The sequence below is a fragment of the Rhodococcus sp. IEGM 1408 genome, from assembly GCF_033142235.1.
Lineage (GTDB): Bacteria > Actinomycetota > Actinomycetes > Mycobacteriales > Mycobacteriaceae > Dietzia.
Genome location: NZ_JAWLRW010000010.1, coordinates 120,675 through 134,102, shown reverse-complemented (window position 1 = coordinate 134,102; position 13,428 = coordinate 120,675). Strand labels below are relative to the sequence as shown.

The 13,428-nt window shown below is 71.8% G+C and carries 13 protein-coding genes; 8 read left to right on the top strand and 5 right to left on the bottom strand.

Annotated features, from left to right (window positions below; all coding sequences use genetic code 11):
• Positions 1 to 512 precede the first annotated feature (512 nt).
• The 3 genes from R4P08_RS15580 to R4P08_RS15570 all read left to right on the top strand — a co-directional run bounded on the left by R4P08_RS15580 (position 513) and on the right by R4P08_RS15570 (position 3,120).
• On the top strand, positions 513 to 1,586 hold the full coding sequence (locus R4P08_RS15580; RefSeq protein WP_317814819.1) for a 3-deoxy-7-phosphoheptulonate synthase: 1,074 nt from the start codon (positions 513 to 515) through the stop codon (positions 1,584 to 1,586).
• Positions 1,587 to 1,669: 83 nt separating this feature from the next.
• The gene (locus R4P08_RS15575) at positions 1,670 to 2,434 is read left to right on the top strand and encodes an isoprenyl transferase (protein ID WP_317814809.1); all 765 of its coding nucleotides are present in this window, start codon (positions 1,670 to 1,672) and stop codon (positions 2,432 to 2,434) included.
• Positions 2,434 to 3,120, top strand: a complete 687-nt coding sequence (locus R4P08_RS15570; protein ID WP_317814808.1) for an MOSC domain-containing protein — start codon at positions 2,434 to 2,436, stop codon at positions 3,118 to 3,120. The genes R4P08_RS15575 and R4P08_RS15570 overlap by 1 nt, the downstream gene beginning before the upstream one ends.
• 58 nt (positions 3,121 to 3,178) lie before the next feature.
• Here the strand turns inward: R4P08_RS15570 and R4P08_RS15565 are convergent, their stop codons facing one another.
• Positions 3,179 to 4,687, bottom strand: a complete 1,509-nt coding sequence (locus tag R4P08_RS15565; protein ID WP_317814807.1) for a PH domain-containing protein — start codon at positions 4,685 to 4,687, stop codon at positions 3,179 to 3,181.
• Complete coding sequence (locus tag R4P08_RS15560) at positions 4,684 to 5,169, bottom strand: PH domain-containing protein (RefSeq protein ID WP_317814806.1); 486 nt, start codon at positions 5,167 to 5,169, stop codon at positions 4,684 to 4,686. The genes R4P08_RS15565 and R4P08_RS15560 overlap by 4 nt, the downstream gene beginning before the upstream one ends.
• Positions 5,170 to 5,207: 38 nt before the next feature.
• Here R4P08_RS15560 and R4P08_RS15555 point away from each other — a divergent pair, with 38 nt between their 5' ends.
• Positions 5,208 to 6,365 carry a tocopherol cyclase family protein gene (locus tag R4P08_RS15555; protein ID WP_317814805.1) on the top strand — a complete coding sequence of 386 codons (1,158 nt, stop codon included), beginning with the start codon at positions 5,208 to 5,210 and terminating at the stop codon, positions 6,363 to 6,365.
• A 19-nt stretch (positions 6,366 to 6,384) separates the two neighbouring features.
• Here the strand turns inward: R4P08_RS15555 and coaA are convergent, their stop codons facing one another.
• Entirely contained in the window at positions 6,385 to 7,317 is a 933-nt protein-coding gene (gene coaA, locus R4P08_RS15550; RefSeq protein WP_317814804.1) for a type I pantothenate kinase, read from the bottom strand.
• Between the two features lie 138 nt (positions 7,318 to 7,455).
• Here coaA and glyA point away from each other — a divergent pair, with 138 nt between their 5' ends.
• On the top strand, positions 7,456 to 8,760 hold the full coding sequence (gene glyA, locus R4P08_RS15545; protein WP_317814803.1) for a serine hydroxymethyltransferase: 1,305 nt from the start codon (positions 7,456 to 7,458) through the stop codon (positions 8,758 to 8,760).
• A gap of 115 nt (positions 8,761 to 8,875) precedes the next feature.
• Here the strand turns inward: glyA and R4P08_RS15540 are convergent, their stop codons facing one another.
• Positions 8,876 to 9,244, bottom strand: a complete 369-nt coding sequence (locus R4P08_RS15540; protein WP_317814802.1) for a hypothetical protein — start codon at positions 9,242 to 9,244, stop codon at positions 8,876 to 8,878.
• Positions 9,245 to 9,257: 13 nt separating this feature from the next.
• Positions 9,258 to 9,722 (bottom strand): nuclear transport factor 2 family protein, encoded by a 465-nt coding sequence (locus R4P08_RS15535; RefSeq protein ID WP_317814801.1) that lies wholly within the window; start codon positions 9,720 to 9,722, stop codon positions 9,258 to 9,260.
• A 145-nt stretch (positions 9,723 to 9,867) separates the two neighbouring features.
• Between R4P08_RS15535 and R4P08_RS15530 the strand changes: the two genes are divergently transcribed.
• The 3 genes from R4P08_RS15530 to R4P08_RS15520 are packed head-to-tail and all read left to right on the top strand — an operon-like array spanning position 9,868 to position 13,390.
• Entirely contained in the window at positions 9,868 to 10,989 is a 1,122-nt protein-coding gene (locus R4P08_RS15530) for an acyl-CoA dehydrogenase (protein WP_317814800.1), read from the top strand.
• Positions 10,990 to 11,000: 11 nt separating this feature from the next.
• Complete coding sequence (locus R4P08_RS15525) at positions 11,001 to 11,696, top strand: nitroreductase family protein (protein ID WP_317814799.1); 696 nt, start codon at positions 11,001 to 11,003, stop codon at positions 11,694 to 11,696.
• Entirely contained in the window at positions 11,693 to 13,390 is a 1,698-nt protein-coding gene (locus R4P08_RS15520; RefSeq protein ID WP_317814798.1) for an MFS transporter, read from the top strand. Before R4P08_RS15525 ends, R4P08_RS15520 begins: the two co-directional genes overlap by 4 nt.
• Positions 13,391 to 13,428: the final 38 nt, after the last annotated feature.

The following is a 13,428-nucleotide window of genomic DNA, read 5'->3' as shown; positions in this document are numbered from 1 at the left end:
GGGCGTCGGCGCCGAGCGCGGTCAAGGCCTCGCCCGCGGCGCGCAGCGCCCCGGGGAACGGCGGACTCGTCGTCGTCACACTCATGACCGTCCCCCCTCGCACCTCGCGCCGAACTCGAACATGTGTACTATCCTACCCACGCAGAGCTAATCGCACAAGGGTTCGGACCAGGGAAATGCGGCGGGCGCGCAGAGGGTGAGCGCGCAACACGACGCGTGCCCGGGGCGGGACGCTTGACATCGCGCGAATGGATCGCCCCTTGCGCTCTCTGTTATTGTCTGCGGCATGTCGATCGCTCGCGCATATTGGCGCTTTATGTGGGCTCCGGGTGGAGCCCGCGCCGCGAGCGCGCACGTCCGCTAGACGGACGACTCGACACCCGGAGCCACAGGCGGTGACCACCACGGTCGCCGCCTTCCGCTTTTCCCATGGCGGTCCGGGTGCGACGAGGGCAACTCTCGAGGATCACGGCACCCGGCCCGCCACCACCGAGAACCAGGAGTGCACTGCCGTGACCGTCACCGCCGAGAACCCCACCCAGACCGCCGACAGGCGCGTCCTGTCCTACTCCCCACTGCCGACCCCCACCGAGATCCTGGGCGAGCAGCCACTCGGCGAGGCCCGGGAAGCGCTGGTCGAGCGCAGTCGCAGCGAGATCGCCGACGTCCTGGCCGGCCGGGACGACCGCCTCGTCGTGGTGGTGGGCCCCTGCTCCGTCCACGACCCCGAGGCCGCGCTCGACTACGCCGGGCGGCTCGCGGCGCTCGCGGAGGAGGTGGCGGAAGACCTCCTGGTGGTGATGCGGGTGTACTTCGAGAAGCCGCGCACCACCGTCGGGTGGAAGGGCCTCATCAACGACCCCGCGCTGGACGGGAGCTACGACATCCCGCGCGGCCTGCGCACCGCCCGCAAACTCCTCTTGGACGTGCTCGATCTGGGTCTCCCGGTGGGCTGTGAATTCCTCGAACCCACGAGCCCGCAGTACATCGCCGACGCCGTCTCCTGGGGCGCGATCGGGGCCCGCACCACGGAGAGCCAGGTGCACCGCCAGCTGGTGTCCGGCCTGTCCATGCCCGTGGGCTTCAAGAACGGGACCGACGGCGAGGTGCAGGTCGCGGTGGACGGGTGCAGGTCCTCGGCGGCGCGTCACGTGTTCTTCGGAACCGACGCCGACGGCCGCGCCTCGGTCGTGGAGACCGCCGGCAACACCGACTGCCACGTGATCCTGCGCGGCGGCACCAGCGGTCCGAACCACGACGCCGGGTCCGTGGCGTCCGCGGTCGCCTCCGTCGCGAAGGTCGGGCTGCCCGGCCTGGTGATGGTCGACGCCAGCCACGCCAACTCCGGCAAGTCCCATGAGCGCCAGGTCGAGGTGGTGGCCGAGTTGGCCGAGCGGATCGGCGCGGGGGAGCAGGGCGTGTCCGGCGTGATGATCGAGAGCTTCCTGGAGGCCGGCGCACAGTCCGTCGACGCCGAGCCGCTGGTCTACGGACAGTCGGTCACCGATGCCTGCATCGGCTGGGACTCCACCGTCGAGGGGTTGCGCGTGCTCGCCGGGGCGGTGCGCCGGGGCCGTCGCGGCTGACGCCCACGGCACCCACGGCCACCTGAATCGGCCGGGTGAGGGGACCTCGGGGGAGGGGGCGGGAGCGCGGTACTCTTTCCCGCGTGGCCACCTCCCCTCTGTACAGGTTCTACGAGTCCCGACTGCGGTCGTCGCTCGAGGGTGCCAGGCTGCCGCGGCACGTCGCGGTGATGTGCGACGGCAACCGTCGCTGGGCCAAGGAGGCGGGATTCACCGACGTCGCACACGGCCACCGCGCCGGTGCGGTGAAGATCGCCGAGATGCTGGGCTGGTGCGACGAGCTGGGGATCGAGGTCGCGACCATCTACCTGCTCAGCACGGAGAACCTCGGCCGCGACGCCGAGGAGCTCGACGAGCTGCTGCAGATCATCGCCGACGTGGTGGACGAGATCACCGGTCCCGACAAGAACTGGCAGGTCCGCATTGTCGGTCGGCTCGAGGTGCTGCCCGAGTGGCTGGCCGACAGGTTGCGGGCCGCCGAACAGGTGAGCAGCGGTCGGCCGGGGACCCGGGTGAACGTGGCGGTGGGGTACGGCGGGCGCCAGGAGATCGCCGACGCGGCCCGCGAGCTCGTCGCCGAGCTGAGTGCGGAAGGCCTGACCGGCCAGGACCTGGTCGACGGCCTGACCGTGGAGGCGATCGGCGAGCACCTCTACACCTCCGGCCAGCCCGACCCCGACCTGGTGATCCGCACCTCCGGCGAACAGCGACTCTCCGGCTTCCTGCTGTGGCAGAGCGCGTACTCGGAGATCTGGTTCACCGAGGCGTACTGGCCGGCGTTCCGGCGCGTGGACTTCCTGCGGGCCCTGCGCGACTACGGCGCCCGGAACCGCAGGTTCGGCCACTGATGGTCCCCGCCGGTTCGAGCGGCGTGCCGGACTCCTTCACCGTCCGCGCGGTCTGCGTGGTGGATCAGCTGCTCACCGTGCCCGGCCGCGTGGGGGTGACGGGGATCGACAAGCGGCCCGTCGCCGGCCCGGTGCAGGCGCGCGAGTACGGACTGCACGGCGACGTCCAGGCCGACCGTCAGCACCACGGCGGGGTGTGGAAGGCCGTCTACCTGCTCTCCGACGACGACGTCGAGCAGTGGGAGTCCGAGTTCGGGGGGCCGATCCCGCCCGGGTACTTCGGCGAGAACCTCCGGGTGTCGGGAGTGGACACCGCGCAGCTGCAGATCGGCACGGTCCTGGAGGTGGGTGCGGGCGGGCTGCGCCTGGAGATCACCACCCCCCGGGTCCCGTGCCAGACGTTCGCCCAGCGGGTGGACAAGCCGAGGTGGGTGCGCCGCTTCACCGAGGCCGGTCGGCCGGGGGCGTACGCGCGCGTGCTCCGCTCCGGCGCCGTGGAGGCGGGCGACGAGATCCGGGTGGTCTCCGTGCCCACGCACGGCGTCACGATCGGGCGGGTGTTCGCCGGGGTCGACGACGACGAGGCGCGCCGCCTGCTGGCGGAGTACGACCTCTCCGATCTCGCACCGAGCCTGGTGCGGAAGCTTGATCCGGCCACCGACGACCGGCCCGTGGACCTTGACTGAGTCACTCGGACTGAGTCACGAGGACTGATCAGGGCCCGAGCGGCCGGGGCACGGCACCTCACGCTCCGGCGAGGTGGTCCCACACCGGACCGGCGGTGCGCCACAGCTCGGGCGCCTGCTCGAGACCCACGTCCGGCAACCGGAAGGCGCCGCCCCCACCGGCGGCGGTGGCGACGAGCGTCACCAGGCCCGCGCGGCGCTGGAACGGGGTCCGGCGCAGGTTCCAGCCCAGGATCCCGTCCCGGTCGAGCACGTCGGTGCGCCGCATCAGCGAGCCCTTGCGCAGCGCCACCACCCCGCCGGTGACCGCGTGGCCGAGCCCGCGCGAATTGTCCAGCGCGGCCCAGAGCCCCACGGCCCCGGCCAGCGCCGCCGCGAGGAGCGGGACCCACCAGAGCCACGGCCAGATCGCCGCGGGCACCGCGCCGAACCCCGTGACGACGACGACGACCGCGACCGCCCGCACGATCCTGCGCCGCCGCGCGGCGGGCGGATGAGCGCGGAACCGGGTGGGTGCGGGCTCGCCGAGGACGGCCTCGGCGACGCCGGCGGGTACCTCGCGGGGCGAGGCCGGCACGAGCGGGGGACTCTGCTTCTGCTTGCCGTCCTCGTCCTTCCCCGTACCGACGCCCGAGGCCACCACGTCGAGGCGCGCGGCGCCCAGCGCACGGAAGCCCGGGGGTTCGTGCAGCGTGACGCCGCGTACCCGGCGGCCGTCGAACGAGGTGTGCCGGCCCACCAGCAGGCCGCGGCGCAGCTCCAGCGACCCGTCGTCGTGGTGGTCCAGGCGCAGGCCCCACCAGTTCTCGATGAACATCGCCACCGAGGCGATCGTGCCCATCACCAGCGCGAGCGAGACCACACCGGCGGCGATCACCGGGATCGGCCATTCCCCGATCCGGTCCCAGATCCACTGCAGGACCTCCGGGGCGGCGCCGAACCAGTCGGCCACCTGGAACACGATGCCGATCCCCGCCAGGCCGAACAGCGGGGTCATCACGCTGGCGGGGGCGTAGCGGACCCACGCGGGGTCGAGGCGGACGACCTCGGAGGAGTCGGTGCCGGACCGGCCCGCGAGCAGGTGCCGGCGCAGGTCGTCGGCGACCTCGCGGTCGAGGGCGGCAAAGGTGAGCCGGGAGCCGCCGGTCTCGCCACTGGCCAGCTTGACCGTGGCGATGCCCAGACGGCGTTGAACCAGGTCGGCGGAGATCTCGACGTTGCGTACCCGGCCCGTGGACAGGCTGGTCGTGGTGCTGGCCAGGAAGCGCACCCGGCGATCGATCCGGTGTGCGTCCACCCGATACGTGGTGACGGCGAGTCGGATGGTCTCGGAGACGGCGGTCGCCCCCGCCCCGAGAACCGTCCCGCCGATCGTCCAGAGCAGCACCCAGCCCACGGCGAGCCCGCTGAGCAGCATGCCGATCGCGACGGGCACGGCGGCGGCGGCCAGGGCCCCCGCCACGACCGCCGTGGTCGCGGGGATGGTCCGGGGGTCCAGGCGCAGCCACTCGGTTTCGGCGGCAGGCCCGGGCGTGGGTGCCCCGGGCACGGGCGCTGGCGCGGTCATGTGGCGTCCCGCTGGTCGTCCTCGGCGAGGAGCGTCAGGCGGTCGACCATCTCCTCCGCCTGCGCGGCGTCGAGCGCGCTGATCCGGACCGCTCCCTTGGACGACGCCGTGGTGACGACGACGGTGGCCAAGCCGAACTGCCGCTGCAACGGCCCGCGGGTCTTGTCCACGGTCTGGACGCGGGACAGGGGCGCGGCCCGCCACTCCTCCCAGAACAGGCCACTACGGCTGTAGACGGCGTCGTCCGTGGCCTCCCAGCGGTGGATGGCCCACCGGACCCGCGGGACCGCCACGAGCGAGACGACCGTGAGCACCGACCATGCCGCGGCTATGAGGAAAACCCAGGGAAGGACCAGCCCCAGGACCACGGCCACGACCAGCGGCCCGACCATCCACAGCGCCACCTGCGCGGTCCACCACCGTCGGCAGCGGGGATCGACATGGTGGCGAGGAGGGCGGAGACCGGATAAAGACGTGTTCACGGCCCCACCCTAGGCCCCGTTATGGAACGCTGACGTGCATGACGCTTCTGCAGCGCTACCGGGCCACCGGCGCTGACCTGCCCTACGGCGATCCGCTCCCCGCTCACGGGGTGGCCATGGAGGGGTACTTCCTCCGGGTGACCGACCGCGAACGCGGGCGCGTGGTGATCGCGCTCATCGGGGTCAACCGGGGGCCGGACGGGCACTGGGCCACGCTCGGACTGGCCTCGGACGAGGTGCACGCCCGGTCCGGGGATCCCGGTTCGCCCCGGGCGGGGGACGGGAACACCTCGTCGTCGTCGGGGATTTCGGCACAGGGAGTTTCGGTACAGGGGATCACGTCGCCGGGGGTCAACACACAGCGGGTCACGTCCTCGCTCCGCCTGGCCGCCGCCCCGCACGGGTGGGCCGACCCGGACCGCATCGGGGCCCGCTCCGGCGAGCAGTTCACCTACCGGCCCGACGGCGTGCGCGTGGACATGGGCGAGGGGGCGCGCCTGCACGTGGACATCACCGACCCCGTCGGGTGGCCGCGCCGGGCGGTCGGCGGGTCCAGCATCTTCCAGTCGGTGCCCGCCCTGAACCAGTACTGGCACCCGTGGCTGCTCGGCGGCAAGGCCCGCGGCTGGGCCGAGTTGGACGGCCGGCGCTGGGAGTTCGACGGCGCGGACGTCTACGGCGAGAAGAACTGGGGCAAGGAGGGCTTCCCCGACTCCTGGTGGTGGGGGCAGGCGCAGGCGTTCTCCGAGCCGGACACGTGCGTGGCGTTCGCGGGCGGGCAGATCCACTCCGGGCCGTTGCGGACCGAGGTGACGGCGCTGGTGGTGCGCCTGCCCGGCGGCCGGGTGATCCGCCTGGGCAACCCGGTGGTCTCGCCGGTCCGCGCGGACGTGGGCGACGACGTGTGGGCTCTCGAGGGCCGCGGTTACGGGTGGCAGATCCGCGTCACCGGGCGCTCCCCGCTGGCCCGCGCGCACGTGCTGCCCGTGCCGTTGCCGTCGGAGAAGCGGAACTCGGCCGGGGCTATCGAGCACCTCTCCGGCGAGCTCGAGGTGGAGGTCAGGCGGCACGGGCGGCTGGTCTGGAGCGACCGCAGCCCGCTCGCCGCGCTCGAACACGGCGGCCTGGATCGCGCGGAGGCGGAGCTGCGGCGACGCGGCGTGCCGGTGGGGGAGACGGGCGCGGCGCCGGGCTAGCGCGCCGGGCGGGGTCGGTTCAGATCTTGCGCAGGCGCAGCCGCTGGATGGAGTGGTCGGAGTTCTTGCGCAGCACCAGGGTCGCGCGCGGCCGGGTGGGCAGGATGTTCTCCACCAGGTTGGGCCGGTTGATCGAGGTCCAGATCTCGCTGGCCGCCAGCCGCGCCGCCTGGTCGGACAGGTCGGCGTAGTGCGCGAAATGCGAGTTGGGGTTGGAGAACGAAGTGCTCCGCAGCTCGAGGAACCGCTCGACGTACCACTTCTCGATGTCCTCGATCCGCGCGTCCACGTAGAGCGAGAAGTCGAACAGATCGGAGACCATCAGGCGCGGACCGGTCTGCAGGACGTTGAGGCCCTCGACGATCAGGATGTCGGGACGGGTGACCTCGATGAACTCGTCGGGGACGATGTCGTACTTGGTGTGCGAGTACACGGGCGCCTTGACGACCGGTGCGCCGGACTTGACCTCGGTGACGAACCGCAGCAGTGCGCGCCGGTCGTAGGACTCGGGGTAGCCCTTGCGGTGCATGATCTGACGCCGCTGCAGCTCGCGGTTGGGGTAGAGGAAGCCGTCGGTGGTCAGGAGGTCCACGCGGGGGTGCGAGTCCCACCTGGTCAGCAACGCGCGGAGCACGCGGGCGGAGGTGGACTTGCCCACCGCCACGGAACCGGCGACGCCGATCACGAACGGCATGGGGGCGTCCACCTTCTCCCCGAGGAAGAGGTTGGTGGACTGGAACAGCCGCTGCCGGGCCGTGACCTGCAGGTGGATGAGCCGGCTGAGCGGCAGGTAGATCTCCGCGATCTCGTCCAGGTCCAGGTGATCGCCCAGGCCGCGCAGGCCTTCGAGGTCCTGCTCGGTGAGCACCATCGGCATGGCGCGTCGCAGCCGCCGCCAGCTCCGGCGGTCGAACTCCACGTACGGCGTGTAGTCGCCGGCATGTCTGCTCACGGTTGCTGATTGTGTCAGGTGGCGACGGGGGAGAGGTGTCCAGGTGCCCTGCCACTAGAGTGGACGACGACGACGAGGCGGACCGTGGCCGACACGGGTCCGCCCGAAGCGAATGCCCATGCGCGAGGAGCTGCAGCGATGACCGACCCGAACACCGACGTGTTCTCCGCCTCCCTGTCCGAGCTGGACCCGGAGGTCGCCGAGGCGATGGCCGGCGAGTTGGCGCGGCAGCGCGACACGCTGGAGATGATCGCGTCCGAGAACTTTGTCCCGCGCTCGGTCCTGCAGGCGCAGGGCTCCGTCCTGACCAACAAGTACGCGGAGGGCTACCCCGGCCGCCGCTACTACGGCGGGTGCGAGCACGTGGACGTCATCGAGAACCTCGCGCGCGACCGCGCCAAGTCGGTGTTCGGCGCCAAGTACGCCAACGTCCAGCCGCACGCCGGCGCCCAGGCCAACGCCGCGGTGCTCATGGCGCTGGCTGATCCGGGCTCCAAGATCATGGGCCTCTCGCTGGCCCACGGCGGTCACCTGACGCACGGGATGGCGCTCAACTTCTCGGGCAAGCTCTACGAGGTCGCCGCCTACGAGGTCGACCCCGAGACCATGCGGGTCAACATGGACACCGTCCGCGAGATGGCGCTGGCCGAGAAGCCGGACGTGATCATCGCCGGCTGGTCGGCGTACCCGCGCACGCTCGACTTCGCGGCGTTCCGCGCGATCGCCGACGAGGTGGGGGCCAAGCTCTGGGTGGACATGGCGCACTTCGCCGGACTGGTGGCCGCGGGCCTGCACCCGAGCCCGGTGCCGCACGCCGACGTGGTCTCCACCACGGTCCACAAGACCCTGGGCGGTCCGCGCTCCGGAATGATCCTCACCAACGACCTCGAGCTGTTCAAGAAGCTCAACTCGGCCGTGTTCCCCGGCCAGCAGGGCGGGCCGCTCATGCACGCGATCGCCGCCAAGGCCATCGCCATGAAGATCGCCGGCACCGACGGCTTCCGCGAGCGTCAGCAGCGCACCATCGAGGGCGCCAAGATCCTGGCCGAGCGCCTGACCGCGCAGGATTGTCAGGACGCCGGTGTCTCCGTCCTCACCGGCGGGACCGACGTCCACCTGGTGCTGGTGGACCTGCGCGAGTCGGAGCTCGACGGCCAGCAGGCCGAGGACCTCCTGCACTCGATCGGGATCACCGTCAACCGCAACGCCGTGCCCTTCGACCCGCGGCCGCCGATGGTCACCTCGGGTCTGCGGATCGGCACCCCGGCCCTGGCCACCCGCGGCTTCACCGCCGAGGACTTCCGCGAGGTCGCCGACATCATCGGCACCGCCCTGGCGGCGGGCAAGGACACCGACGTGGCGCCCCTTCGTGAGCGGGTCTCCGCGCTGGCCAAGTCCAAGCCCCTGTACGAGGGCCTCGAGGAGTGGCGTCTCCTCGGTTGAGTGAGCGCCTGGCCTGAGTAGCCTGGCCTGAACAGAACGAACCCCCCGCGGCACGCGCTGCGGGGGGTTCGTCGTCGGGCCGGGGTTCAGTCGGGCCGGGGGCCGGTGGCCGGGATCAGTCGGAGAAGCGGACTCGGGGAGTGCGACAGATGAGCAGCCGGCGGACCTTGTCGTCGTCGGTCAGGCGGGCGCTGGCGTTGAAACTGGCCTCGAACTCGCCGTCGCGCCGGGTCTCACCGAGGCACAACTCGGTGTCGCCGTCGCGCGCGCCGGAGAGGATGTGATGGGTCAGGACGCTCTTCTCACGCTGCTCGAGGTAGACCTCGAGGGCCGCCCGGTCGCCGTGGAACTCCGCGGCCGATTCGCCCTTCGAGAATTGAATGGAGAGCTGGAAGTCGTCGGTGATGTGCCCCAGGACGCGGTCCGGGTCGTCCGAGTCCATGATGTCGAACCAGGCGTGCAGAAGCGGGGTGCTGGTGGTCATGCGGTGCTCCGTGTCAGTTGGGGGTCGGAGAGGCGGGGGTGGGGGAGGCGAGCGTGGGGGAGGCCAGGGTGGGGGAGACCAGGCCGAGTTCGGGGTCGAACGCCACCTGGTAGCCGGTGATGAGCCCGTCGTCGCCGATCCGGGCCGACGCCAGGAAATGGCCGGTGATCGTCACCCCGTCCTCGACGACGGCGCCGTAGACGAACTCGAGCTCGCCGGTGCGGGTGGCGTGCGTGGGCACGTGTCGGCGGTCGACGGGCCCCCGGCCCTCCAGGTAGCGGCGCACCCCGTCGCGATCGCTGCCGCGGACGGCGGTCCCCGGCAGGATGATCGCGAAGGACACGTCGGGCGACAGCAGTTCGAGGCCGGCGGCGACCTCGCCCGAGTCGATCCGGGCGTAGTAGGTGACGAGCGTGGATTCGGACAGCGTGGATTCAGATGGGGCTGGACCGGACGGGACTGGATCGGACGAGGTCATGAATCGAACCTAGTTTAGTTAGGTGAGCGAACTCAAGATCTTGCGTGATCCGCCTCACTGTGTTGTCATGGTCTGAATTGAACTCAACTCAGGTGGAGTGTCGAACCTGAATTTTCGAGCTTCAGTGTCGAGGAGAGGACATCCCGTGACCCAGCAGAACCGGACGGCACGACCCGAGGCGGACCCGTCGATCATCCTGCCGACCCCCGAGCGTGAGGAACTGCGCGCGGTGGTCGCACAGTTCGTGGCCCGCAACGGTGATCACGAGGCGGTCCGTCAGTCGGTCGACTCCGACCCGGGGTACTCGGTCGCGCGGTGGAGCACCCTGAACGAGGAGCTGCAGGTCGCCGCGCTGGCGGTCCCCGAGGCGCTGGGCGGGCACGGCTTCGGCTTCGCCGACCTGGGCGTGGTGCTCGAGGAGACCGGTGCGGCGCTGCTGCCCGAGCCGATCCTCGCCAGCGCCGTGGTGGGCTGCCAGGCGCTGGTCCGGGCCGACGACGCGCAGTCCGTGGCCGATCTCCTCGGCGAGGTCATGGAGGGCACCCGGATCGTCGGGGTGGCGCTCGATGGCGAGCTCGAGCTGAGCGGGGACGGCGGCGGCACGGTTGACGGGACCGTCGAGGGCGTCCTATGGGGCCAGGCCGTCGAGTCGCTGGTGACCATCGCGACCTCCGGCGGGCAGCGGGTCCTCGTCGTCGTCGACCTCGTCGGGGCGTCCCGGTCGCCCCGGGAGGTCGTCGACCTGACCCGGCGGCGCGCGGACCTGCGGGTCGAGGGCGCTTCTGCACGCGTCATCGTGGGTGCAGGCCGGTTGGAGCAGGTCCTGCGCGAACTGCGCCTGATCACCGGCGCCGCGCTCGCCGCCGAGCACGCGGGGATCGCCGCGCGGCTCCTTGACGACACGGTGGCCTACGTCCAGCAGCGGCACCAGTTCGGTCGCGCGATCGGGTCGTTCCAGGCGATCAAGCACCGCCTCGCAGACATGTTGGTCGACCGCGAGCGGGCCCGCTCCGCCGCGATGTACGCCCTCGCCGTACTGGATGAAGGTGAGGCGACCGACGTGGACCTGGCAGTGGCGGTCGCGTCCTCGGTCTGTGCGGACGCGGTGACCCGCAGCGCGTACGAGGCCATCCAGTTGCACGGCGGGATCGGCTTCACCTGGGAGCACTCCGCCCACTTCTACCTGCGTCGCGCACTCGGGGACGAGGGCGCCTTCGGGGGCGGGCGCGAGGCCCGCCGGTCGATCGCCGACCTCGTCGGGGTCTAGGGGCCGGGCCGATGTCTGACAACCCCACGCAGCTCGGGCACCCGGATCCGACCGTGCTCGGGCACGTCGGCGCGCACGAGCTCCTCACCTCGACCCGGGCCGTCCGCAAACGGCTGGACCTCGGGCGCCCGGTGCACCCCGCGCTGATCGAGGCGTGCGTGGCCGACGCGCTCCAGGCGCCGCAGGGCTCCAACCTGATGCGCACCGAGTTCGTGGTCGTGCGCGACCCGGACCGCATCGAGCGCCTCGGCCGGATCTACCGCGAGGAGTTCGACGGCTTCTACCGGGAGAGCGAGCTGGGATTGTTCAACCGGGTGGACTCCGATCCCCGGCACGCCGCGCAGAGCCGGCGGACCAGGGATTCGGCCGAACACCTCGCCGAGGTGATGTCCCGGGTGCCGGTGATCGTCATCCCGTGCCTGACGCCCCGGCTGGCCGAGGGTGATGTCCTCACCGCCAAGCACCGGCTCGCCACCGTGTACCCGACCGTCTGGAACTTCATGCTCGCCGCACGGCTGCGCGGGCTGGGCACCTGCTGGACCGGGATGACCCTCGGCCGCGAGGACGAGGTCGCCGAGATCGTGGGGATCGATCCGACCGAGGTGGAGCAGGTCTGCATGATCCCCGTCGCCCACCACACCGGCACCTCGTTCCGCCCCGCGTGGCGGCCGCCAGCGGAGGAGTTCATCCACTGGGACACCTGGTGAGCGCGGGGCCGGGGGACGGAACGGGCGCGGGGCCGGGCGCGGGCGCGGACCGGCCGCCGCCGGTCTCGCTCCGGCGCGAGCGGGCGTTCCGGGCACTGCTGTCGGTCCAGCTCGCCAACGCGGTGGCCGTGTGGATCCACGTCGTCTCCGTCCAGTGGGTCCTCACCGAACGCGGGGAGTCCGCGTCCGTGATCTCGCTCGCGCCCGCCGCCATGGCGGTGCCGTTCCTGGTGCTCGCGCTCCCGGTCGGGGTGGTCGCGGGGTTCGCCTCCCGGAAGAAGATGATGGCCTGGGCCACCACCATGTCGGCCCTGGCCGCGGTGGCCGCCACCGTGCTGACCGTGACGGGGGCCGACGACGCGCTCCCGATGATCCTGTCCGTCGTCCTGGTCGGCTCCGCCCTGGTGGTGGTGGGGGTCTCCTGGCAGTCGCTGCTGCCCGAGACCGTTGACAGACGGGTGATCCCCGCCGCCGCGCTGGTCGACGGCGCGGTGTTCAACCTCGCGCGCTCCCTCGGTCCCCTCCTCGCGGGCTTCGGGCTGGGATTCGCCGGCGCGGAATGGGCGTTCGCTGCGGTCGCCGTCCTGTCCGTCGGGTGCGCGCTCACGTTGTGGTGGATGGAACGGCGGTCGCCGGACCGGACCGCGCCGCGGCGGGCGATCATGCCCGAGATCTCGGGGGCGGTGCGGTTCGTGGCCAACTCGGCGTGGACCACCCGGTTGCTGTTCCAGCTCTTCCTCTTCGGCGTCCCCTCCAGCGCGCTCTGGGCGCTCATCTCGCTGGCCGTGCACGACCGGCTCGGCATGGGTGCGGACGGCTTCGGCGCGCTCATGGCGCTGATCGGTGCCGGCGCGGTGGTGGCGGTCGTGGGTTTCGGTGGGCTGCGCCGGCGTCTGAGGGTCACGGTGTTCGCGGCGTGCGGCGCGTTCGTCTACGCCTTGGCGCTGGCAGTGTTGGCGCTCTCCACCTCGCCGGTGGTGGTCGCGGTCGCGATGCTCTTCGCCGGCGCGGCATGGGTGAGCGTGCAGAGCACCTGGATGTCGATGGGACACCAGTTCTTCCCCGACTGGGTCCGACCCCGGTTGATCGCGTTCATCCTCCTCATGTTCCAGGGGACCCAGGCCGTCGGATCGCTCCTCTGGGGCGTCGTGGCCGACGTCGCCGGCCTCCAGGTGGCACTCCTGACGGCAGCGGGGCTCATGGTGGTGAGCTGCGTCTCGCTGGTGGTCGTGGGCCTCGGCGCCGAGACGGGGATCGAACCCGTCCTGGTATCCGAACTCGGTGGTCCGGTCGCGGTGTCGCCGGCCCCCGCTGCGGGGGCGGCCGGGGGAGGGGACTCCGGGCCCGTCGTGATCCGCTACGACTACCGCGTGCCGGAGCAGAGTCGTCTGGAGTTCCGGACCGCGATGCGCGGCCTGCGGCGCTCCCGGCTCCGGCTCGGGGGCCGGGACTGGCGACTGGAGAACCCGGCCGGGGAGACCGGGCTGTGGGTCGAGACCTACCTCGTGGGCAGCGCCGGGGAGTTCGCCGAGCAGGAACGGGAACGCCTCACCGTCCCGGAGATCCGCCTCCGGCACCGGGTGGCGTCGCTGGCCGTGTCCGTCGCGGGCCCGCGGCTGCACCGACAGGCGCTCGACGACGAGGGGCCGACGCCGACCCGCTCGCCGCGGCGCAGGAACGCACGAGATAATTGAACTGACTTCAACTCAGGTGGTAGCGTGGGACACGTCAC

Bases quoted from the DNA above. Each gene is read 5' to 3' on its own strand.
- R4P08_RS15570 (WP_317814808.1), top strand. From the start codon at position 2,434: ATGGTCCCCGCCGGTTCGAGCGGCGTGCCGGACTCCTTCACCGTCCGC.
- R4P08_RS15565 (WP_317814807.1), bottom strand. From the start codon at position 4,687: ATGACCGCGCCAGCGCCCGTGCCCGGGGCACCCACGCCCGGGCCTGCC.
- R4P08_RS15555 (WP_317814805.1), top strand. From the start codon at position 5,208: ATGACGCTTCTGCAGCGCTACCGGGCCACCGGCGCTGACCTGCCCTAC.
- glyA (WP_317814803.1), top strand. From the start codon at position 7,456: ATGACCGACCCGAACACCGACGTGTTCTCCGCCTCCCTGTCCGAGCTG.
- R4P08_RS15540 (WP_317814802.1), bottom strand. From the start codon at position 9,244: ATGACCACCAGCACCCCGCTTCTGCACGCCTGGTTCGACATCATGGAC.
- R4P08_RS15535 (WP_317814801.1), bottom strand. From the start codon at position 9,722: ATGACCTCGTCCGATCCAGTCCCGTCCGGTCCAGCCCCATCTGAATCC.
- R4P08_RS15525 (WP_317814799.1), top strand. From the start codon at position 11,001: ATGTCTGACAACCCCACGCAGCTCGGGCACCCGGATCCGACCGTGCTC.